Origin of the sequence: Streptomyces flavotricini (genome assembly GCF_020639365.1) — a bacterium.
Taxonomy (GTDB): domain Bacteria; phylum Actinomycetota; class Actinomycetes; order Streptomycetales; family Streptomycetaceae; genus Streptomyces; species Streptomyces flavotricini.
On the sequence record NZ_JAINUL010000001.1, the window covers coordinates 6,169,472 to 6,188,777 of the forward strand.

Annotated in this window: 18 protein-coding genes; 8 read left to right on the plus strand and 10 right to left on the minus strand. The window is 74.7% G+C overall.

The features are described 5' to 3' along the window. Positions 1 to 117: 117 nt before the first annotated feature. The 4 genes from K7B10_RS28115 to K7B10_RS28130 form a co-directional block, all read right to left on the minus strand. Positions 118 to 1,554, minus strand: a complete 1,437-nt coding sequence (locus K7B10_RS28115; protein ID WP_229340249.1) for a hypothetical protein — start codon at positions 1,552 to 1,554, stop codon at positions 118 to 120. 174 nt (positions 1,555 to 1,728) lie between these two features. After that, a complete protein-coding gene (locus K7B10_RS28120; protein ID WP_372481473.1) occupies positions 1,729 to 3,669 on the minus strand; it encodes a hypothetical protein in 1,941 nt (646 codons plus the stop codon). Positions 3,670 to 3,767: 98 nt separating this feature from the next. Continuing rightward, a complete protein-coding gene (locus K7B10_RS28125) occupies positions 3,768 to 4,565 on the minus strand; it encodes a tyrosine-protein phosphatase (protein WP_229340252.1) in 798 nt (265 codons plus the stop codon). Positions 4,566 to 4,645: 80 nt separating this feature from the next. Further along, positions 4,646 to 5,248, minus strand: a complete 603-nt coding sequence (locus K7B10_RS28130; protein ID WP_229340254.1) for a rhomboid-like protein — start codon at positions 5,246 to 5,248, stop codon at positions 4,646 to 4,648. Positions 5,249 to 5,436: 188 nt separating this feature from the next. Between K7B10_RS28130 and K7B10_RS28135 the strand changes: the two genes are divergently transcribed. After that, entirely contained in the window at positions 5,437 to 6,123 is a 687-nt protein-coding gene (locus K7B10_RS28135; RefSeq protein WP_229340256.1) for a hypothetical protein, read from the plus strand. A 77-nt stretch (positions 6,124 to 6,200) separates the two neighbouring features. Beyond that, positions 6,201 to 7,643 carry a PepSY-associated TM helix domain-containing protein gene (locus K7B10_RS28140; RefSeq protein ID WP_229340258.1) on the plus strand — a complete coding sequence of 481 codons (1,443 nt, stop codon included), beginning with the start codon at positions 6,201 to 6,203 and terminating at the stop codon, positions 7,641 to 7,643. A 59-nt stretch (positions 7,644 to 7,702) separates the two neighbouring features. Here K7B10_RS28140 and K7B10_RS28145 read toward each other — a convergent pair whose 3' ends face one another. Further along, a complete protein-coding gene (locus tag K7B10_RS28145; RefSeq protein ID WP_229340260.1) occupies positions 7,703 to 8,287 on the minus strand; it encodes a winged helix-turn-helix domain-containing protein in 585 nt (194 codons plus the stop codon). Positions 8,288 to 8,691: 404 nt separating this feature from the next. Continuing rightward, positions 8,692 to 9,711, minus strand: coding sequence for a glutamine synthetase (glnII, locus tag K7B10_RS28150; RefSeq protein ID WP_229340262.1), 1,020 nt, complete (start codon positions 9,709 to 9,711; stop codon positions 8,692 to 8,694). A 265-nt stretch (positions 9,712 to 9,976) separates the two neighbouring features. On the opposite strand from glnII, the gene K7B10_RS28155 reads away from it, so the two are divergent. Next, positions 9,977 to 10,918, plus strand: coding sequence for a Gfo/Idh/MocA family protein (locus K7B10_RS28155; protein ID WP_229345463.1), 942 nt, complete (start codon positions 9,977 to 9,979; stop codon positions 10,916 to 10,918). Positions 10,919 to 10,971: 53 nt separating this feature from the next. On the opposite strand, the gene K7B10_RS28160 is transcribed toward K7B10_RS28155, so the two are convergent. Together K7B10_RS28160 and K7B10_RS28165 are read right to left on the minus strand one after the other, a co-directional pair. After that, entirely contained in the window at positions 10,972 to 11,565 is a 594-nt protein-coding gene (locus tag K7B10_RS28160) for a hypothetical protein (RefSeq protein WP_229340264.1), read from the minus strand. A 110-nt stretch (positions 11,566 to 11,675) separates the two neighbouring features. Next, the gene (locus tag K7B10_RS28165; protein WP_229340266.1) at positions 11,676 to 12,047 is read right to left on the minus strand and encodes an ArsC/Spx/MgsR family protein; all 372 of its coding nucleotides are present in this window, start codon (positions 12,045 to 12,047) and stop codon (positions 11,676 to 11,678) included. A 129-nt stretch (positions 12,048 to 12,176) separates the two neighbouring features. Here K7B10_RS28165 and K7B10_RS28170 point away from each other — a divergent pair, with 129 nt between their 5' ends. Further along, positions 12,177 to 12,434 (plus strand): hypothetical protein, encoded by a 258-nt coding sequence (locus K7B10_RS28170; RefSeq protein ID WP_229340268.1) that lies wholly within the window; start codon positions 12,177 to 12,179, stop codon positions 12,432 to 12,434. Positions 12,435 to 12,516: 82 nt separating this feature from the next. Then, positions 12,517 to 12,867: a hypothetical protein gene (locus K7B10_RS28175; RefSeq protein ID WP_229340270.1), complete on the plus strand. Its 351-nt coding sequence runs from the start codon at positions 12,517 to 12,519 to the stop codon at positions 12,865 to 12,867. 54 nt (positions 12,868 to 12,921) lie between these two features. On the opposite strand, the gene K7B10_RS28180 is transcribed toward K7B10_RS28175, so the two are convergent. Beyond that, positions 12,922 to 14,040 (minus strand): PP2C family protein-serine/threonine phosphatase, encoded by a 1,119-nt coding sequence (locus tag K7B10_RS28180; protein WP_229340272.1) that lies wholly within the window; start codon positions 14,038 to 14,040, stop codon positions 12,922 to 12,924. Between the two features lie 88 nt (positions 14,041 to 14,128). Here K7B10_RS28180 and K7B10_RS28185 point away from each other — a divergent pair, with 88 nt between their 5' ends. The 3 genes from K7B10_RS28185 (at position 14,129) to K7B10_RS28195 (ending at position 17,254) form a co-directional block, all read left to right on the plus strand. After that, entirely contained in the window at positions 14,129 to 14,863 is a 735-nt protein-coding gene (locus K7B10_RS28185) for a VIT1/CCC1 transporter family protein (protein WP_372481474.1), read from the plus strand. A 16-nt stretch (positions 14,864 to 14,879) separates the two neighbouring features. Continuing rightward, positions 14,880 to 15,773 (plus strand): TIGR01777 family oxidoreductase, encoded by an 894-nt coding sequence (locus K7B10_RS28190; protein ID WP_229340274.1) that lies wholly within the window; start codon positions 14,880 to 14,882, stop codon positions 15,771 to 15,773. 224 nt (positions 15,774 to 15,997) lie between these two features. Further along, positions 15,998 to 17,254: an NAD(P)/FAD-dependent oxidoreductase gene (locus K7B10_RS28195; protein WP_229340276.1), complete on the plus strand. Its 1,257-nt coding sequence runs from the start codon at positions 15,998 to 16,000 to the stop codon at positions 17,252 to 17,254. A 97-nt stretch (positions 17,255 to 17,351) separates the two neighbouring features. Here the strand turns inward: K7B10_RS28195 and K7B10_RS28200 are convergent, their stop codons facing one another. After that, the gene (locus K7B10_RS28200; RefSeq protein ID WP_229340278.1) at positions 17,352 to 18,815 is read right to left on the minus strand and encodes an NsdA family TPR-like regulatory protein; all 1,464 of its coding nucleotides are present in this window, start codon (positions 18,813 to 18,815) and stop codon (positions 17,352 to 17,354) included. Positions 18,816 to 19,306: the final 491 nt, after the last annotated feature.

A 19,306-nucleotide genomic window follows, 5' to 3' on the forward strand; every position in this document is an offset into this window, starting at 1 on the left:
GAGAGGAAAACCCCTCTGCGCCCACCACTTCACGCAGGAGTCCCCCGGGCGCGGTACGCGCCCGGGGGACTCCGGTCTGCTGCCTTCCGGTACGGCCTGGGGCTCGGCCGGTACGGCCTAACGCTCGGCGTGGCCGCTCGCGAGGGCCCACTCGCGGTTGAGGGCGCCCAGCGGGATCTTGCGCTCGAAGAGCGGCGTGCCGAACAGGGAGAGCTGCAGGTGCAGGTTCCCGCTCAGGTCGAAGCCGCCGTACAGCGCCCACGAGCCGCTGAGGGAGTTCTTGCCGTCGCTGGACGCGGTCGCCTTGGCGTCGGCCTCACCGCGCAGGTACGGAGCGAAGTCCGCGCTGACGCCGACGGCCCCGTACAGGCCGACGGAGGCCTCGGCGCCGAGCGCGCCCTTGACCTTGCCGGAGGCGGTGACGGTCGCCGTGACCGGCGTGCTCTTGACGTTGGACTGGCTGACCGGCGTCCAGCCCTTGCCCAGGGCGTACGTGCCGCCGACCTTGAAGTCGCCCTTGACGTCCTGCTGGACGTCGAGGGTGACGCGGCCGTCGGCCTCCACCTGGACGTAACAGGTCATGTCGAGGTTGACGACGACCGGCACCGGGCCGACCTGGATGACCGGGGCGCTGTGCAGCTTGGCGAAGGGGATCCGCTTGGGCGCCCCGGTGCTCGCGGCCGCGCGGCCCTGGAGCTCCCACTGCGAGGACCAGTCACCGCTCATGCCGAGGAAGGCGCCGCGCGGGCCGGAGCCGCCGCTGCCGTCGTACGAGAACTCCACCTGCGGGGCGAGCTGGACGAACCCGGACACCGAGGCGCCGGCCGAGGCGGGGGCGTCCGGGGCGGTGTCGACGGCGGCGTTCACGTCGAGCCGCAGGTTGCCGAGCGGCAGCTTCGCGCCCTCGGGGCCGAACTTCACGCCCCCGGTCTTGGCCCAGGAGAAGGTGACGCCCTTCATCAGGGGCTCCACGGTGACCGACGACGGGTCGACGGGGACCTTGCCGTCGGCCTTGTCGTCGTTCAGGACGGAGGCCAGCGTGGTGGAGGCGGTCTTGACCTCGGTGCCGCGGTCGGTCTTCCCGACCACCTCGGTGACCTTGGCGAGCAGGCCGTTGGGGGCACCGGGCGCCGGTGCGCTGGCGATGACGTCACCCACGGCGACGGGCTTGTCGGCCGACGGGGAGGCGGAGGGGGACGCGGATCCGGAGGGCTTGGCGGTGGCGGAGGGGGTGGTGGACTTGCCGGGTGCGGGCCCCTGCGGGGCCTTGGCTATGACGGCCCGTCCGCTCGCCTGGTCGTACGAGGCGACCTTGAACGAGGACTGCTCCGTCCTGCCCTTCGCGCCGGCGCGGGCCACGGCCGCCGGCGTCGGAGTCCCCTGCGGCGCCGCGGCCACGTCGAGCTGCTGCGACGTGCCGTCGCCGGCGGGCGCGAGGGTGGCGGGGGCGGCCGCGTCGGCGGCGCCGGTGTGCGGGGTCGAGGAGCAGCCGGTGGCGGTGAGCGCGAGTGTGGTCAGGCCGGGGAGCAGGAGCCGTCGGGCGAGCATGCGCACGTGGGTGAACCTTCAGTACGTGAGGGGGGTGTGGGTGGGTTACCGCGTGGTAACCGGAATCCGATCATGCCATGTTTGCCATGCGGCCGTCATGCCCGGATTCCGCCAACTACCCGACCAGTACTGATGGTTGAGGCACCTTACGGTTGAAGATTCACCCACGTCCTCGCGGTACTAACGCAGCACCCCCGCCCTCGTGCCGTCCGTCAGCCTGCCCGCCAGCTCCACCTGCGCGCCCGCCGGCGCCTTCACCGCCAGCCGGTTGCCGTTCGCCGAACCGTTCACCCCGCCACCCGACACCGACAGCGAGGCGAACTGCGCGCTGCCAGCCGCCAGTACGTACCACTGGCCGGCCTTCGACTTCCACAGCACGCCCGCCAGCACCCGCGGCTCCCGCGCCCCGCAGGCGGGCGAGCCCTCCGCCTTCGCCGCCTGCGCCGCCAGCGGGGCGCCCGGGGCCAGGAACTGCGCCTGCACCCGGTCCTCCGTGCCCGCCCAGGTCTCGGCCCGGGTGCACAGCCAGGTCGCCGTGCCGTCGCCCTCGGGCAGCGGCTGCTTCGCGTACGTCCAGGCGTTGACGCTGCGGACGCCGTGCGAGCGGACCGACGGCAGCAGGCACGCGATCCGCGACCAGTCGCCCAGCTCCGCCGCCTCCGCCACGTCGCGCTCCGCGCCCGGCGCGCCCGAGGTCAGCCGGGCCGGGGTCAGCTCGCCGAGGTCGGTGACCAGCCGGGTGGCACCGCCGCCGGTCAGGGCCAGGGCGTTCCAGCCGGTGCAGTTGCCCGTCGGGGCCGGGCTCGCCACCGGCGGGGTGACCCCGTCCCGGCCCGGCTTCAGCGCCGCCGGGGCCTCCCCGGGCTTGAGCAGGTCCCGCAGTCCCACCCCGGTGACCCACGGCGCGGTCAGGTAGCGGACGTTGCCGTCGACCCGGCTCAGTACGAGCGCGGTCGCGCTCTCCGCCGAGGCGGCGTCGGTCCGGGCGAAGTCGAGCGCGGCGACCGAGGTCCCGGTGCGGGGCTCGGCGTAGCGGACCACGCGCAGGCCGTCGTACAGCAGGACCACGACCGCCTGGTCGACGGTGCCCGCGAACAGCAGCTGCGGCGGGCCCATCGGCGGTCCCGGCGGGGTGCCGGGCGTCGCCGAGGCGACGACGGCCGAGCCGGGCCGGGCCCACACGGCCAGCGCCCGGCGCAGCAGTTCGGCGTCGTCGGTGCGGTCGCCGCGGGCGGGCCAGGTGGAGAAGCCCGTACGGGAGGACGTGCGCCAGGCGGTGGGCGCGACCCGGACCAGCTTGCCCGGATCCAGGGCCTGCTGCGCCGCCGCGTTGAGGGCGTACGGCGGGGCCGCGGCCCCGTCCGCGCCCCAGCCGCCGCCGGGCAGCGCGAGCAGCGCCCCGCACACGGCGAGGGCGGCCGCGGCGGCCAGGGAGGCCCGCGCGAACCGGCGCCGGCGCAGCAGGTCGGTGGGGCGGGCCTGGAGCGCGCACGGATCGAACTCGGGGGAAGCGAACAGGGCGTCGTTGGCCGGATCCCCCGATTCCGCGACCGCGGCGGCCGGGTTCGCGACCCCGGCCTCGGTGAGCACCCGGAGCACCTCCGGCTCCGGCAGCCGCTCCAGGGCGCGCAGTACGCAGGCCGCGCGGCCGGGGCCGTCGAGGGTGGCCAGCCACTGGTCCAGGGCCAGCTCCTCGGCCCCGCCGGAGCGCGGGAACAGCCGCAGCCCCCACACCTGGGGGAGCAGCGGAGGCAGTTGCGCCCGCCGGGGCAGCGCCCTGAACGTCAGCGGAACCCCGGCCTCAAGGGCGGCGCGCAGCACCCTCAGCCGTACGTACGCGTACCCCGAGTCGGCGCCCGGCGTCCCGCGCTGGCCCGGAACCCCGCCCTGCACGGCGGCCGCGGCGGCCTGCGCACCGGCGCCGCGCCGCCCGCGCGGGAGCGCCCGCTGGGCCAGCGAATGGGCGGTGAGCACCCGCCGGTTGCGGCCGAGGGAGGGCGGCAGCACCAGGTAGGCGAGCCGCACCAGCCGCGGGTAGTGCTCGACGATGGCGGCCTCGGCCAGCTCGACGTCGGGCGGCACGGGAGAAGGGGGGCGGGTGGCGGTGTCCGGCGCAGTCACGTTCAGCAGAACGAGCGAATCGTCGGATGGTCACCCGTCCCCGGGTCGCCCGTCCGGGCCGGAAGCCGCCGAGCCGAACGGGGACCGGGTGCCAGGGATCAGGCCGTCAGGCGGGTGCGGAGCGCTTCGACCGCCTCGTCGGGGACGCCGAGGCCCTCGCGCACGTACTTCTCCATCGAGCCGTACCGCGCGCTCACCTCGTCGAGCGCGGCCTGCAGGTACTCGGGGAACACGCCGATCAGGCCCAGCGCGATGTCCGGGTTGCCGCCGGCGACGGTGAAGCCCTCGATCATCGGCGCGAAGGCCTGCTTGACCGCCGGATTGACGGACAGGTACTCGGCCATCAGGGTCTCGTCGTCCGCGCCGAGCAGCGCCAGCACGACGGTCGCGCCCCAGCCCGTGCGGTCCTTGCCGGCCGTGCAGTGGAACAGCAGCGGGCCGGCCTGCGGGTCCGCGAGTTCGGTGAGCAGGGTCCGGTACGCGGCCTGCGCGGAGGCGGTGGACACGAAGGACCGGTAGGTGTCGGCGAACAGCACCTGCACCTTGCCGCCGCCCAGGTGCTCCTCGGCCATCGCCGGGTCGGACAGGAGGTCCTTGAGCTGCGTGGCGGCCGGCACCTTCCCGGAGCTCAGCTTGTCGGCGAGGACGTCCTCGATCAGGAGGCGGACGCCCTGCGGTATCCGGTCCGGGTGGTCGGCCCGCTCGGCGTCGGTGCGGAAGTCGATGACCGTGCGCAGGCCCAGCGCGGCCACCACCGGGTCGGCGTCCACGTCGAGGCGGTCGAGCTGGCCGGAGCGCAGGACCAGGCCGGGGCGGACGGTGCGGCCGTCCGCGAGGGGGGTGCCGCCGAGGTCGCGGAGGTTGGCGACGGTGGTGGAGGGGGTGGTCGTGGTCATCGTGGCGGCTCCAGCGGTGTGCGTGCGGCGTGGGCGGTGCGTTGGGTGTGAGGGGTGCGGTGGGTGTGGCGGATATTCGGTCATCCGATTTTCGGGTGTTTTGTCCCGGATAGGTAATCGAAGGCGAGGGACAGCCCGACCCCGAGCCCCAGTGCCGCCAGGTGCCCGGCGTCCGTGAAGTTCCGGCCCCGTCCCAGCACCGGCCCCGCGGCGAGCGCCAGCAGTCCCACCCGGGCGGCCGTGCGGACCGGGCCGCGGGGCAGCGCGGAGGTCAGCGCGCCGAGCACCGCGTTGAAGCCGTAGCTGGCGCCCACGTCCAGGGCCCGCCGCGTCGGGGCGTCGGCCCTCCCGTGCAGGGCGCCGAACACGAGGAGTGTCGCCGCGGCGTGCCCGAAGAGGAACACCCCGGCCGTCCACCAGGCCCCGTACGCGTACTCCGCGTACCCGAGGACCGCGACGAGCAGCAGCGCGTACGGCAGCGGCATGGGTTCCTCGACGACGAAGGCGCTGCTCAGCAGGGTGTCCCAGCGGCCGGCCGCGAGATTGTCGACATTCGTCGAGCAGCCGCGCAGCACGCGCTCGCACTCCGCCGGACCCCGTCGCTCCAGGGCGTACGCGCCGAGCTGGAGCCCGCCCGCATACACCACGCCGAGGGCCGGCGGCGGCCACAGCAGTGATTTCATCCGATCATGATCGGACACCACCCTCGGACTGGCGGAACCGGGGCCCGTGCGAGCATGTTTCAGCCATGCCAGGAACCTCCGCGCCACTGCGCGTCACACGGGCCGCGATGTTCGCGGCGGTGTGCACCGCATTGGGCGCTGCGGGGCATTCGTACCTGTCCGGCGCGGATATCCCGCCGATAGGCCTTATGGGTGCTTTCGGGGTGACGGGCGGGCTCGCGTGGCTCGGCGCAGGGCGCCGCCGCGGGCCGGTCGGGATCGGCGCCGCACTGCTCGCCGTGCAGGGCGTACTGCACCTGCTCTTCTCGGGCAGCCAGGCGGGGAACGCGGGCCACCGGGTCCCGGCTCCCGTGCCCATGTCCGGGCACCACCCCGTGCCGGGCGGCGTGGACGGCACACATGCCGTGCATTCCCTGCAGGGCATGGCGCAGGCGCACGGCCTCGCCGACATGAGCGCGATGGCCGGCATGCCCGGGATGGCCGGAATGAACGGCGCGAGCGCCATGGACGGCATGAGCGCCATGGACGGCATGGCCGGCATGGCCGGGCACGGAGGACTCGGCATGATCGCCGCCCACGTGCTCGCCGGTCTGTTCTGCGCCGCCTGGCTGGCCCGGGGCGAGGCCGCCGTGTTCCGGCTGGCCCCCGTCCTCGGCGCCGCGGCCCTGCTGGCGGCCCGGCCGCTGGCCCGCGCGTTCGCGCTGCTCCGGGCCCGGGTGGCCCCCGTACCGTCGCCGCCCGCGCCCCGGCCCTCGTACGAACCCCCGCGCAGGCTGCGCGGAGCGGTGCCCGCCCACGCCGTGGTGCGCCGCGGGCCGCCGCGGTGTCCGCACACCCGCGCCACGGCCCCCGGCCGCAGCGCCCTCGCCGTCTGACCGGGCGGCCGAGGGGGCGAGACCTGGGGCCGGTCCACCCCACGTCTTCGCCATTGCGCCAACACCTTAGGACCCCCATGTCCCTTGACGAGGTTCAGGACGTCCGCACCCCGGACGCCGCCGCGACCCCCGACGCACCCGCCGCATCCTCGAAGCCCGGAGCCTGGGCCGCCCTGCGGCCGCTGCTCCTGCGCATGCACTTCTACGCCGGGATCCTGATAGCCCCGCTCCTCTTCCTCGCCGCCGCCACCGGCCTGCTGTACGCGGGCTCCTGGCAGGCCGAGAAGATCCTCTACGCCGACGAACTGACCGTCGCCCGGGTCGGCGGGAGCACCGCCCCGCTCAGCGCCCAGCTCACGGCCGCCCGGGCCACCGTGCCGGAGGGCAAGGTCGTGGCCGTGTGGCCCGCGCCCGATCCCGAGGCGACCACCCGTGTGATCATGGAGGTCCCGGGGCTGGAGGAGGGCCGGACCCGTACCGTCTTCGTGGATCCGTACACGGCCCACGTCAACGGAGCGCTGACCACCGAAGGCGACGCGCTGCCGCTGCGCGCCTGGCTCAGCGAGTTCCACTCCAGCCTCCAGCTCGGCGAGTTCGGCCGGAACTACAGCGAGCTCGCCGCGAGTTGGCTCTGGGTCGTCGCGCTCGGCGGCCTCGCCCTGTGGATCGGCCGCCGCCGCTCCCGCAAGGCCCTGCTCGTCCTGCCCGATCGCGCCGCCACCGGCCGCCGCAAGACCCTGTCCTGGCACGGGGCCGTCGGCCTCTGGGCCGTCACCGGACTCGTCGCCCTCTCCGCCACCGGCCTGACCTGGTCGAAGTACGCGGGCGAGAACATCGGGCAGCTCCAGGACGGGCTCGGCGGCGCCACCCCCTCGGTGTCCGCGGCCCTCGCCCCCGGTTCGGACACCGGCTCCGACGCGCACGCCGGCCACACCATGCCCGACGGCACGGAGATGGCCGCGACGCCACCCACCGCGGACATCGGCGTCGACAAGGCCGTGGCCGCCGCCCGCGCCGCCGGGGTCACCCACGAGCTCCGCGTCACCCTGCCCGCCAAGGGCAACGGCTACGTGATCAAGGAGCAGGACAAGCAGCTGCCGGTCCACCTCGACTCGGTCGCCGTCGACCCCGCCGACGGCCGGATCATGGACGAACTGCGCTTCGCCGACTACCCGGTCCTCGCGAAGCTGACGCGCTTCGGCATCGACCTGCACATGGGCAAGACCCTCGGCCTCGCCAACCAGATCGCGCTCGGCGCGCTCGCGGTCGCGGTGATGTTCCTGGTGTTCTGGGGCTATCGGATGTGGTGGCTGCGCCGGCCCACCAAGGACCGCGCCCTGTCGGCCGGCCGCGCGCAGCCGCGCGGGGCCTGGCGCAAGGTGCCGCTGACGATGCTGCTCCCGCTCGCCGCCGCGACCGCGGTGGCCGGGTGGTTCGTACCGCTGCTCGGCATCAGCCTGGTCGCGTTCCTGGCGGTCGACGTACTGCTGGGGGCGGTCGCGGCGCGCCGCGCCGCCTGAGTCGTGTCGTCAGGTGGGCCCGTACTCCGCGCAGGGGTGCGGGCCCGCCCCTCGTCCGCTCAGGGCGCGTACTTGTAGCCCACGCGGCGCACGGTCTGGATCGCACCGCGGTGCGCCGCGCCCAGCTTGCGGCGCAGGCGGGCGACGTGGACGTCCACGGTCCGGCCGTCGCCGACGTGGCCGTAGCCCCAGACCGTGGTCACCAGCTGGTCGCGGCTGTGCACCCGGTGCGGGTGCGTCACGAGGTGGGCCAGCAGCTCGAACTCCAGGTACGTCAGGTCGAGCACCCGGCCGTCGACCTCGGCGGTGCGCTGGGCGGCGTCGATGCGGACGAGCTCGTCCCCGGCGGCGGTCGCCGCCGGGGGCTGGGGAACGGACTGCGGGGCGAAGGCGATCGGCGGCTGCAGGTCGTCCGGTCCGGCCGGTACGAGGACCAGGTAGCCGACCATCGGCGGCTGGCCCGGCAGCGTCGGCAGGGAGTGCTGCGGCGCGGGCAGCCAGGTGGCCCCGGGGGGCAGGAGGTCGACCACGCGGTCGGCCTCGCTGCGGTCCACGGCCCGCAGCCGGTGGCGCGGACCGGGCGGGTAGGCGAGGGGCGCGGTCGCAGCGGAGGCGGCAGAGGTCAGCGAACGGGTGTGAGACATGAGTGGTCAGCTCTTTCACGCGAAGTGGTCGGCAAGAGACGTACGTACGTCATCGCGTACCGCGCGGACCGAAGGCCTCGGGGAGCTCTGTTGGCGATCCCGAAAGGCTTTAGAGGGCCGGCGCGTTCTCCGTGCGGCGACACACCCGGTCGAAGTCGTGATCCTGACGGGAGGGCCAGAACGGCTCGAGGTCGCTGCGACCGTTCGAGGTGTGCGAGTGGCTGGCCATGAGCGCCATTGAAGCAGATCCGGGGGGCCCGGGGCACGTCCCGTCTCAATCAGTGGAGCGGAATCTCAAATTCCGCCGTGAGTCCTCCAGCGGACCTCCGGTAGCCCCCACGCACGACGCCCGCCGGGCCACAAGGGCTCGGCGGGCGTCGTGCGTTGCGAGGGCGGACCGGGTCTCAGACCAGGCCCTCCTTCTTCAGGCTCGTGCAGCAGGTGTCGACGATGAGGCGGGTCACCACGTACGGGTCCACGTTCGCGTTCGGGCGGCGGTCCTCGATGTACCCCTTGCCGTCCTTCTCCACCTGCCACGGGATGCGGACCGAGGCGCCGCGGTCCGAGACGCCGTAGCTGAACTCGTTCCACGGGGCGGTCTCGTGCAGGCCCGTCAGGCGCTCGTCGATGCCGGCACCGTAGTTCTTGACGTGGTCCAGCGGCTTCGAGCCCTCGCCCAGCGCCTCGCACGCCGTGATGATGGCGCGGTAGTCCTCGCGCATCGCCTTCGTGGAGAAGTTGGTGTGCGCACCGGCGCCGTTCCAGTCGCCCTTCACCGGCTTCGGGTTCAGCGTCGCGGAGACGTTGAAGTCCTCGGCGGTGCGGTACAGCAGCCAGCGCGCGATCCACAGCTGGTCCGAGACCTCCAGCGGGCCGACCGGGCCGACCTGGAACTCCCACTGGCCGGGCATGACCTCGGCGTTGATGCCGGAGATGGCCAGACCCGCCGCGAGGCAGTGGTCCAGGTGCTTCTCGACGATCTCGCGGCCGAAGATCTCGTCGGCGCCGACACCGCAGTAGTAGCCGCCCTGCGCGGCCGGGAAGCCGCCCACCGGGAAGCCGAGCGGCCGGATGCCGTCGAAGAAGGTGTACTCCTGCTCGATGCCGAAGATCGGCTCCTGGTCCCCGAACTGCTCGGCGATCGGACGCAGCAGGGCGCGGGTGTTCGACTCGTGCGGGGTCATGTCGATGTTCATGACCTCGCAGAGCGCGAGCACGTTGTCGCCGCCGCGGATCGGGTCCGGGCAGGAGAACACCGGCTGGAGCACGCGGTCGGAGGCGTGGCCCTCGGCCTGGTTCGTGCTCGATCCGTCGAAGCCCCAGATCGACAGCGCCTCGCCGTCGGCCAGGATCTTCGTCTTGGAGCGCAGCTTCGCCGTCGGCTCGGTGCCGTCGATCCAGATGTACTCAGCCTTGTAGCTCACGGGCCCCATCCTTCGGTGCGTCGCTCCGGCGCAGACTCTGCGGGTACTGAGTTGCGGGTGCTGCGTTGCGGGTGCTGTGTTCGTCGTGCCGCGTTCGTCGTACTGCGGTGCGTTGCGGTGTAGACCGCAGCGTGCCCGCTCGCGATTTCTCTTCCGTTGCCCGTGTGTGAACCCCGTGTTACCGAGGTTTACACCGCAGGTCGAGCGGGTTGTGCGGGTTGGTGGCAGCACACCCGTCCGAGTGGGGCAGACTGAGCGGGTGAGCATTTCGTACGATTTGACCTCGGCCGATGATCCTGCGGACTCCCCCCGCCTGCCCGCCCGCCCCCGGGTCGGCCTGCTGGGCACCGGCCCCTGGGCCCACCGCACCCATGCCCCCGCCCTCGCCGCGCACGCCGGCTCCGAGTTCGCCGGAGTGTGGGGCCGCCGCCCCGAAGCCGCCGCCGAGCTGGCCGACGCGTACGGCGTGAAGGTGTACGAAGACCCCGACGCGCTGTTCGCCGACTGTGACGTCGTGGCCTTCGCCCTGCCGCCCGACGTCCAGGCCCCGCTGGCCGTGCGCGCCGCCGCCGCGGGCTGCCAACTCCTGCTCGACAAGCCCGTCGCCACGACCGCCGAGGACGCGCGCGCCGTCGCCGACGCCGCCGCCCGGCACGGCGTCGCCTCCGTCGTCTTCCTCACCCTGCGCTTCGCCGAACCCGCCGCCGGCTGGGTCGCCGAGCAGGCCGGCCGCTCCGGCTGGTTCACGGCCGCCGCCCACTGGCTCGGCGCCGTGTTCCCGCCCGACGGCGCGCCCAGCGCGTACGCCGACTCGCCCTGGCGCAAGGCCAAGGGCGGGCTGTGGGACGTCGGCCCGCACGCCCTGTCCGTCCTGATCCCGGTCCTCGGCGACGTCACGTCCGTCAGTGCCACCCGCGGCCCCTCCGACGTGGTCCAGCTCGCCCTGCGCCACGCCTCGGGCGCCGCCAGCACGGCCGTGCTCAGCCTGGGCGCGCCGACGGCGGCGGCCGGGGTGGGGCTGGAACTGCGCGGGGCGGAGGGGGTCTTCTCGCTGCCGAACTGGACCGACGTACCGGGTGCGTACGGGCGCGCCCTCGACGCCCTGATCGCCGCGGCCCGCACCGGCGTTCCGGACCCCCGCGACGCCCGGTTCGCGGCCCGCCTGACGGAAATCCTGGCGGAGGCGGAGTCCCAGCTCCCGTCGTGAGCGGGGCGCGGCCCCGGGACCCCGGGACCCGGGGCCCCGGGGCCGCGGCGGCGCTACTTGATGACCGCGTTGGCCACGATGATGGCGAGGCCGATGGTGGCGTCCGCCATGCCGGTGAGCAGGGCCTGGCCGAGCCGGTGGCCGACGCGGAGCGCCACGAAGGAGCCCCACGCGAACAGCAGCGCGGTGTTCAGGCCGAGCCCCACGGCGGTCACCGCGTGCGAGTCCAGGTGGGTGAGCCCGGCGATGAGCAGCAGTGCGACGGTGGGCAGCGTGGCCACGATCATCGGCCACTCGTTCCACAGCGCCCGCGAGAGCACCCGCCACCGGAGGGCGGCGGAGCCGGCCTGATGGCTGGACATGTGGTGCGAGTATCCGTGCGCGAGCGCGGCCGCGCAGGCGGTGACCAGGACCCAGCTGGCGTCGTAGAACGGCGTGTACTCCTCGCCCGCCTGGTCCAGCGCGGCCAGCAGGCCGGAGGCGAGCACGGTCCCGTAGACCCCGCCGAACATCCAGTCGGCACCCCGCCGCGGCGGGGGCAGGCGGGGCCCTGGGGGCTGCTGCCGGCTCCGCGCGCCCTGCGCGCCCCGCTGATCCGGCCCGGTGTGGTCGGTCTGCCCGGTCTGCCCGGTCTGCTCGTCGGTCATCGCGGCCCTCTGAGGCGTTCCCTTTGGTGTGGTGAATCCCGTTTGGCTGATTTCACACCCTATGGGGTGGGGACGTGAGGCGGAGATGAGGAACGGGGCGGGCGGCCCGGTCAGGGGCGGCGGGACAGGGCTTCGCGGACCGCTTCCTCCGAGCGGGCGACGACCGCCGTGCCGTCCTCCGCCGTGATGATCGGGCGCTGGATGAGCTTCGGGTGCGCCGCGAGGTGGGAGATCCAGCGGCCCCGCGCCTCGTCCGTCTCCTCGCGCGGCAGGTCCCGTACCCCGCTCTCCTTCGCGAGCGGGTCCGAGGTGCGGGTGATGTCCCACGGCTCCAGTCCGAGCCGCCCCAGGACCTCGCGGATCTCGGCCTCGGACGGCACGTCCTCCAGGTAGCGGCGCACCGTGTACTCGGCGCCCTCGGCGTCCAGCAGGGTCAGCGCGCTGCGGCACTTCGAGCAGGCGGGATTGATCCAGATCTCCATGGCCTCCAGCCTAGGGGGCGCCTTGTGGATCAGGCGGGGCCGGCCCTCCTGCCAGGGGCTTTTGTCAGTGGCCCCCGGTAAAATCGAGGGAGAACGACAGGAAGCCAACTACCGTTTGGGAGGCTGTAGATGGCCACTGCCATGACCCTTGAGCCCGTCAAGAAGAAGCCGCTGCCGGCGGGCCTGCCCCGCGAGTGGTACGAGAGCCACAACCGCCGTCTGAAGGCGATGCGACTGGCGATATCCCTGCTCGACTCGGGGACGTACGACGCCCGCCGCGCCACCAACCGGAAGATCCGCACGATGGCGGTCCGCACGGGCATCCACCGCCCGTCGAACGTCACGTGCAAGCTGGTCCGCGCCTTCATCATCAGCAACGGAGCCTGAGCCCCGCACGGCGGGCTCGCGGGTCGGGCAGGGCGTTCCGAACGCCCTGCCCGACGACCCGGGGGAGAGGGAGCGTGGTGCGGTGAGCGGGGAAGCGCGGTCGGTGGTCGGCGGGGGTGCCGGTCCGCGCCCGGGGGCGTTGGGGCGGTTCGCCGCCGCGGTGTGCTCCGGTGTCCTCCTGCTGGGACACCTCGTGACCGGGTACGTCCTGCTCCTGGCCTGCGCGGTCGAGCCCGACGGCCCCTGGGACCGGCAGGCCGTGGCCGGCTCCGGCTTCGCCGCGGGCGCCGGACTCTGCCTCGCCGCGCTGCTGGCCCCGTTCTCATGGGTCTTCGTGAAGGCCCGCCGGCTGCGCGCGTGGTGGTTCGTGCGGCCGGTCGCGACGGCCGTCCCCGCGGTCCTGAGGCTGACGCTCGCCGCTCCGGAACTCTGACACCCCCAGGGATGCCCGCAGAGTCCCGCCCGCCCCGCCTGCCCCGGACGCTTCCTAGGGTGCGTCCGGGAGGGACAGGACCAGGAGGGCCACGTCGTCGCGGGGGCCGCCCGCGGTGAACTCCAGCAGGTCCTGCCACACCGCCTCCACCAGTCCCGCCGGGTCCCGCTCCAGGGCCAGGACCCGGCCCGCCAGGGGGTAGAACGCGCCCGCCGCGTCCCGGGCCTCCGTCACCCCGTCCGTGTAGGCCAGCAGGCGGTCGCCCGGCAGCAGCGGTACGTCGGTCACCACCGCGAGGTTCGGTCCGGCCAGCCCGAGCCCCAGCGGAGGGCCCGGCTCCACGGCCGGCTCGGAGACGGTGGAAGCCCGCAGCAGCAGTGCCGGCGGATGCCCGCACGAGACGATCCGTACGAGGTCCAGCCCGGGCGGGAACTCCAGCAGCAGCGCCGTCGCGAAGAGCTCCGGCTGCTCCCCCGACCCGGCCGTGCCCGCCGTCCCCGCGGCATCCCCCGCGCCCGCGGTGTCCGCCAGGAGCCTGCGGTCCAGCCGGGCCGCCACCCCCACGAGCTCCGGATCGTCCAGCACCCCCTCACGGAAGGCCCCGAGCAGCGCCGCCACCGTGCCGACCGCCGCCAGTCCGTGCCCCTGCACGTCCCCGACCAGCGCCCGCACCCCGAAGGGCCCGACCCGTACGTCGTACAGGTCGCCGCCGACCAGGGTGCCGCGCTGGGCGGCCCGGTACAGCCCGGCGCAGCGCACCGGACCGACCCGCTCCGGTACCGGCGGCAGCACCGCCAGCTGCGCCGCCTCCGCGACGGTCCGCACGCTCACCAGCTGCGCGTCGCGGCGCCGCCGGACCCAGGCGATGACCACGCTCAGCAGCCCGATCGCGGCCACCGTGGCCAGGTCCGCGCCCCGCGGGTGCGCGGATCCGGCCCACGGCATGCCGAGCAGCGCCAGCACGATCCCGGCGAAGACGGCGGTGCCGGCGGCCCCGTAGGCGAAGGCGGCCACCGGCGGCAGTCCGGCCAGGAAGAAGCCCACCTCCGCCTCGCCCTGGGTGAGGCGCTGTACGAGCACCAGCACCACGAGCGCCACCACGGGGGCAATGCGGGCCCAGAGCGGTGGCGGCTTGCCGTGCAGCCAGCCGGGCTCCTCGCGTCGGCGTCTCACCCCTCCACCCTGGTACGAGGGCGGGGGGCGCGCACGCCGGACCGGCCGCCGGCTGGCCCTGCGGGGCCCGGGCGACGACAGTGGTCCCGTGACGGATGCGGATGCGGATGCGGGCGGCGGGGCGGGAGCGGGCGGCACGGCGGAGCAGAGCGCGGAGATCGGCTCGCGGCTGAACTGGCTGCGGGCCGGGGTGCTCGGCGCGAACGACGGGATCATCTCCACCGCCGGGCTGGTGGTGGGCGTGGCCGGGGCCACCACCTCGCGCGCGTCGATCCTGGCCGCGGGGGTGGCCGGACTGCTGGCGGGGTCGCTGTCGATGGCGGCGGGGGAGTACGTCTCGGTGAGCTCCCAGCGGGACTCCGAACGGGCCGCGCTGGAGATGGAGCGGCGGGAGCTGGCCGAGGACCCGCAGGCGGAGCTGGCGGAACTGACGGAGCTGCTGGAGGCCAGAGGACTGAACCGGGACCTCGCGCGGGAGGCGGCGGTGCAGCTCACGGAGCGGGACGCCCTGAAGGCCCACGCGCGGGTGGAGCTCGGGATCGACCCCGACGTGCTGGCGAACCCCTGGCACGCGGCGTTCGCGAGCCTGATCGCGTTCACGGTGGGGGCGCTGCTGCCGCTGCTGGCGATCGCGCTGCCGGGGCCGTCGGAGCGGGTGCCGGTGACCGTGGCGGCGGTGCTGGCGGCGCTGACGCTGTGCGGGGTGATCAGCGCCCGCCTGGGCGGTGCCCCTCCCGGCCGGGCGGTCCTGCGCAACGTCATCGGCGGCGCGCTGGCGATGGGAGTCACGTACGGGGTCGGAACCTGGCTCGGCACGTCCTGACCGGCATCATGGGGGCATGCGCATCGGCATCAGTGGTTCCAGCGGGCTCATCGGGCAGGCCCTCGTACGGTCCCTGCGGGCGGACGGGCACGAGGTGGTGCGGTTCGTACGACGTACGCCCTCCGCCCCCGACGAGGCGCAGTGGGATCCGCGGCGCGGATACGTGGACCCCGCCGGGCTCGCCGGCTGCGGGGCCGTCGTCCACCTCGCCGGGGCCGGGGTCGGCGAACACCGGTGGACCGCCGCGTACAAGAAGGAGATCCGCGACAGCCGGGTGCAGGGGACCGCGGCCATGGCCCGGGCGATCGCCGCGCTCGACGCGCCGCCCGCCGTCTTCGTCTGCGGCACCGCCGTCGGCTACTACGGCGACACCGGCGAGCGCGCCGTCGACGAGCAGGCCCCCGCCGGGCAGGGCTTCCTGCCCGAGGTCTGCGTCGACTGGGAGGCGGCCGCGGCCCCCGCCCAGCTGGCCGGCGTACGGACGGTCTTCGCCCGGACGGGACTGGTCGTCGCCGCGGAGGGCGGGGCCTGGGGCAGGCTGTTCCCGATCTTCAAGGCCGGGATCGGCGGCCGGCTCGGCGACGGCCGGCAGTACTGGTCGTTCATCTCCCTGCACGACGAGATCGCCGCCCTGCGGCACGCCATCGACACGCCCGGGCTGTCCGGCCCCGTCAACCTGACCGCCCCCGAGCCGCTGACCAACCGGGAGGTCACCGCCGCGATGGGTCGCGTACTGCACCGGCCGACGCTGTGCGCGGTACCGGCCCCCGCCCTGCGCCTCGTGCTCGGGGAGTTCGCCGGGGACGTGCTCGGCAGTCAGCGGGTGCGCCCCGCCCGGCTGTTGGAGTCCGGCTTCACCTTCCGGCACCCGGGGATCGAGGAGTCGATCCGGGCCGCGCTGGCCCGATAGCCCCGGCCGCGCCGGCACCGATGGGCCCGGGCCGCGCCGGCCCGATGGCCCCGGGCCGCGCCGTGGGGGAGGCGCCCACCGCCCCCGTGCGACCGGCTGTGACCCGGATGCGACCGGTGTGCGACCGGAGTTGGCCGTAATACCCCACCGAACTCGGGTTCCCCTGGAGCCCGTTGGGGGAAGGAGGATTCCCACACAGCCGCGCCGACCTCGGGGAGGGGCACGTGCTCACCAGCTCGCACCGCACCGCACAGCACGCGGACGTCGTCATCGTAGGAGCCGGAGTCTCAGGACTCGCGGCGGCGCACCACCTGATCGCGGCAGGGGTCACGGTCACCGTCCTGGAGGCCGCGGACGATCCCGGCGGCCGGATGGCCACCGAGGACGTCGACGGATTCCGCCTGGACCGGATCGGACAGCTGCTCAACACCTCGTACACCGAGCTCGACCGGACCCCAGGCCTGGCCGGCCTGGTCCTGCGGCCCTTCGCGCCGGGGGTTCTCGTCCACACCGACGGCCGGCAGTCGCGCGCCGGGGCGCTGACCCCGGCCCGCGCGCTGGCCAGCGGATCCTTCGACCAGGCCCGGCTCAGCGCCTACCTCGGCCGGCTCGCCGCCCTGCCGGTGGAACGCGTACTGGCCCGCCCCGAGCGCACCGCGCTCGCCGCCCTGCGCTCCCGGGCCCTCGGCGCGACCCTGCGCCCCCTGCTCACCGCCCTGCTCCGCGATCCGGAGCTCACCACCTCCAGCCGGGTCGCCGACCTGGCCCTGCGCACCTTCGCCCGCGGCCGGCTCGCCGTGCCCGAGGGCGGGGCAGCGACCCTGCCCGAACTCCTCGCCGCCACCCTGCCGCCCGGCACGGTGCGCACCGGGGTCCGGGTCCGGTCGGTGGCGACCAAGCTGGTCACCACCGAGGAGCACGGCGACTTCAGCTGCCGCTCCGCCGTCCTCGCCACCGGGGCGCGGGCCGCGGCCGAACTGCTGCCCGGACTGCGGGTGCCGGCGTTCCACGAGGTCACCGTCATCCACCACGCCACCGCCGCCCCGCTCCCGTGGGACGGCTCGCTCCTGCTCGACGGCGATCCGCGCTGGCCCGTCGCGCACACCGCCGTGATGAGCGCGGTCGACCCGACGCGGGCCCCGGCCGGCCGGAGCCTGGTCACCACGACCGTGCTCGGCCCGCCGCCGCCCGCCCGCACGGTCGCCTCGCGCCTGGCCCGGCTGTACGAGACCGGCACCCGCGACTGGGAGCTGCTGGCCGTCCACCACGCCCCGGAGGCCGTACCGGCGATGCCGCCGCCGTACGACCTGCGCCGGCCGGTCCGGGTCCTGGCCGGGCTGTACGTGTGCGGCGACCACCGCGACTCCAACACCGTCCAGGGGGCGCTGCACTCGGCCCGCCGCGCCGCCACCGCCGTACTGCGCGACTTCGGCATCCGGCTGCCGGCGAGCGCGGAGCCCGCCGTCCGGGCGGTGGCCTGAGAACCATCACGGACCGGGCCCGGTTCCCCCGCGGAACCGGGCCCACGCCCGTGCCCGTACGGCCTGCGACAGCGCCCCCGCCCGTGCGCGGACCTGCCTACGACAGCGCCGCCACCCGGTCCCGGTACGTCCGCACCGCCGAGGCCTCCCGGTACGGCTCCAGCCGCCGTTCGAAGTCCCGTACGTACTCCACCGCGCGCACCGACCGCATCTCCATCGCCTGCTGCGCCGCCTCCGCGCCCAGCGCGCACGCCTGGTCCAGCTCGCCCAGTCCCAGCCGCGCCGTCGCCAGCACCACCCGGCAGAACAGCCGCGAGCGCGCGAACCCGGGCGCCCGCAGCTGCAGCGACCGCTCCGCGTGCTGAGCCGAGGCCCGGTACTGCTGCAGGTCCCGGTGGCAGTGCCCGAACTCGTCCGCCAGCTGCCCCTCGTCGAACAACCGCGCCCAGTGCGGTACGTCGTCCCCCGGCCGGGCCGCGCCCAGCGCCCGCTCGGCCCGCACCAGCGAGGCCGTCGCCGCCCGTACCTCGCCCAGCACCGCGTGCCCGCGCGCCTCCGCCGAGTGCAGCAGCGCCTGCACCACCGGCGGCGGCCCCGAGCCGACGCCCTGCTGCGCGACGCGGGCCAGCTGCACCGCCTCCCGGCCGTGACCCAGGTAGACCGCCTGCCGGCTCATGGTCACCAGCACGTACGAGCCGTACGGCCGGTCCCCGGCGGCCTGCGCCAACCGCAGGGCCTGCACGAAGTAGCGCTGGGCGAGCCCGTGCGCGGCGATGTCGTACGAGGTCCAGCCCGCGAGCCGGGTCAGGTCGGCCGCGGCCGAGAAGAGCCGGCGCCCGGTGGTCTCCCCGTACGTGCCGCGCAGCATCGGCTCGGCCTCGTGCTCCAGGTAGCGCACCAGGGCCTGCCGGGCGTGCCCGCCGCCGTACGTGTGGTCCAGGGTCCGGAACAGCTCGCTCACCGAGCGCAGCGCCGCGATGTCCCCGCCGGTCACCCGCTGGCCGGGCCCCCGGTCGATCTGCCGCTGCCGGGGCACCGAGCCGCGCCCCTGGACCGGGACACGGGCCGCCGCCGCGGCGGCGGCTGCGGCGGCCGCCGGGTCCGCACCGCGGCCCACGCGCTCGTCGGCGCGCCCGATGAGCCAGTCCCGGCTGGGCACGACCAGCCCGGCCGGGGTGAACGCGATCTTCCGCAGCTCGGCGTGGGAGCCGGAGTCCTTGCGCCACAGCCCGCTGGCGATGTCGACGGCCTCCTCCGGGGTGGCCGCGAACTCCAGACCGGCGTAGACGGGAGCGCAGGCGTCCAGGCCCAGGTCCTGCGCCGAGAGGCGGCGGCCCAGGCGGCGGGTGAAGACCTCGGCGATCAGCGCCGGGGTGGTCCCGCGCGGCTGCTGCCCGCGCAGCCATCGGGTCACGGAGGTCTTGTCGTACCGCAGGTCGAGACCGTGCTCCAGGCCGAGCTGGTCGACGCGCCGGGCCAGACCGGCGTTGGAGAACCCGGCTTCCGCGATCAGCGCCGCGAGCTGCCGGTTGGGGACGCGCTGGGCAGGTCGTTCCGTCATCGGCTCCACGGTTTCCTGACGTGACGGACCGGGGTCCCGGCCCTGTGAACGGCGTGAATGTAGCGGCGAACTCCGCTCATGCCGCCCCCTCTGTCCCACATTCATCCGATCGTGTGCAGAGCAGAGCCCGGGGTGGACAGGGGCCCACGGCCAGGAAGGACCGTTGGCCGATAATCGACCCGTCCAGATACGTCACTGCCCGAACTCTTCGAGCGGTTCCGGCGCGAGGCCGACTGGTGGGCGACGTGCGGCGAGGGCGAAGAACGCGAGCATCGCGTTCGGCCCTGCGATGGCGGGCTCTTGCACGGCCGCCCGCCGGCCGCGCCCCCGCCAGGTTGGCGAGTGGTGTTCGTTGAGGTCGTCACGACCTTGAATGCAACAAGGTGAAGACCCCGCATGTTGGGTGACAACCTGGCCGTCTCCCGATGGCTCGGACAGGTCTCCGTCACCATCACTGCCGACACGCGGTAGCACATCTAGCAGTCCATGCG

Coding starts and splice junctions, on each gene's coding strand:
- K7B10_RS28125 (WP_229340252.1), bottom strand. CDS start 4,565: ATGACCACGACCACCCCCTCCACCACCGTCGCCAACCTCCGCGACCTC.
- K7B10_RS28130 (WP_229340254.1), bottom strand. CDS start 5,248: ATGAAATCACTGCTGTGGCCGCCGCCGGCCCTCGGCGTGGTGTATGCG.
- K7B10_RS28135 (WP_229340256.1), top strand. CDS start 5,437: ATGGGTGCTTTCGGGGTGACGGGCGGGCTCGCGTGGCTCGGCGCAGGG.
- K7B10_RS28140 (WP_229340258.1), top strand. CDS start 6,201: ATGTCCCTTGACGAGGTTCAGGACGTCCGCACCCCGGACGCCGCCGCG.
- K7B10_RS28145 (WP_229340260.1), bottom strand. CDS start 8,287: ATGTCTCACACCCGTTCGCTGACCTCTGCCGCCTCCGCTGCGACCGCG.
- K7B10_RS28160 (WP_229340264.1), bottom strand. CDS start 11,565: ATGACCGACGAGCAGACCGGGCAGACCGGGCAGACCGACCACACCGGG.
- K7B10_RS28165 (WP_229340266.1), bottom strand. CDS start 12,047: ATGGAGATCTGGATCAATCCCGCCTGCTCGAAGTGCCGCAGCGCGCTG.
- K7B10_RS28170 (WP_229340268.1), top strand. CDS start 12,177: ATGGCCACTGCCATGACCCTTGAGCCCGTCAAGAAGAAGCCGCTGCCG.
- K7B10_RS28190 (WP_229340274.1), top strand. CDS start 14,880: ATGCGCATCGGCATCAGTGGTTCCAGCGGGCTCATCGGGCAGGCCCTC.
- K7B10_RS28200 (WP_229340278.1), bottom strand. CDS start 18,815: ATGACGGAACGACCTGCCCAGCGCGTCCCCAACCGGCAGCTCGCGGCG.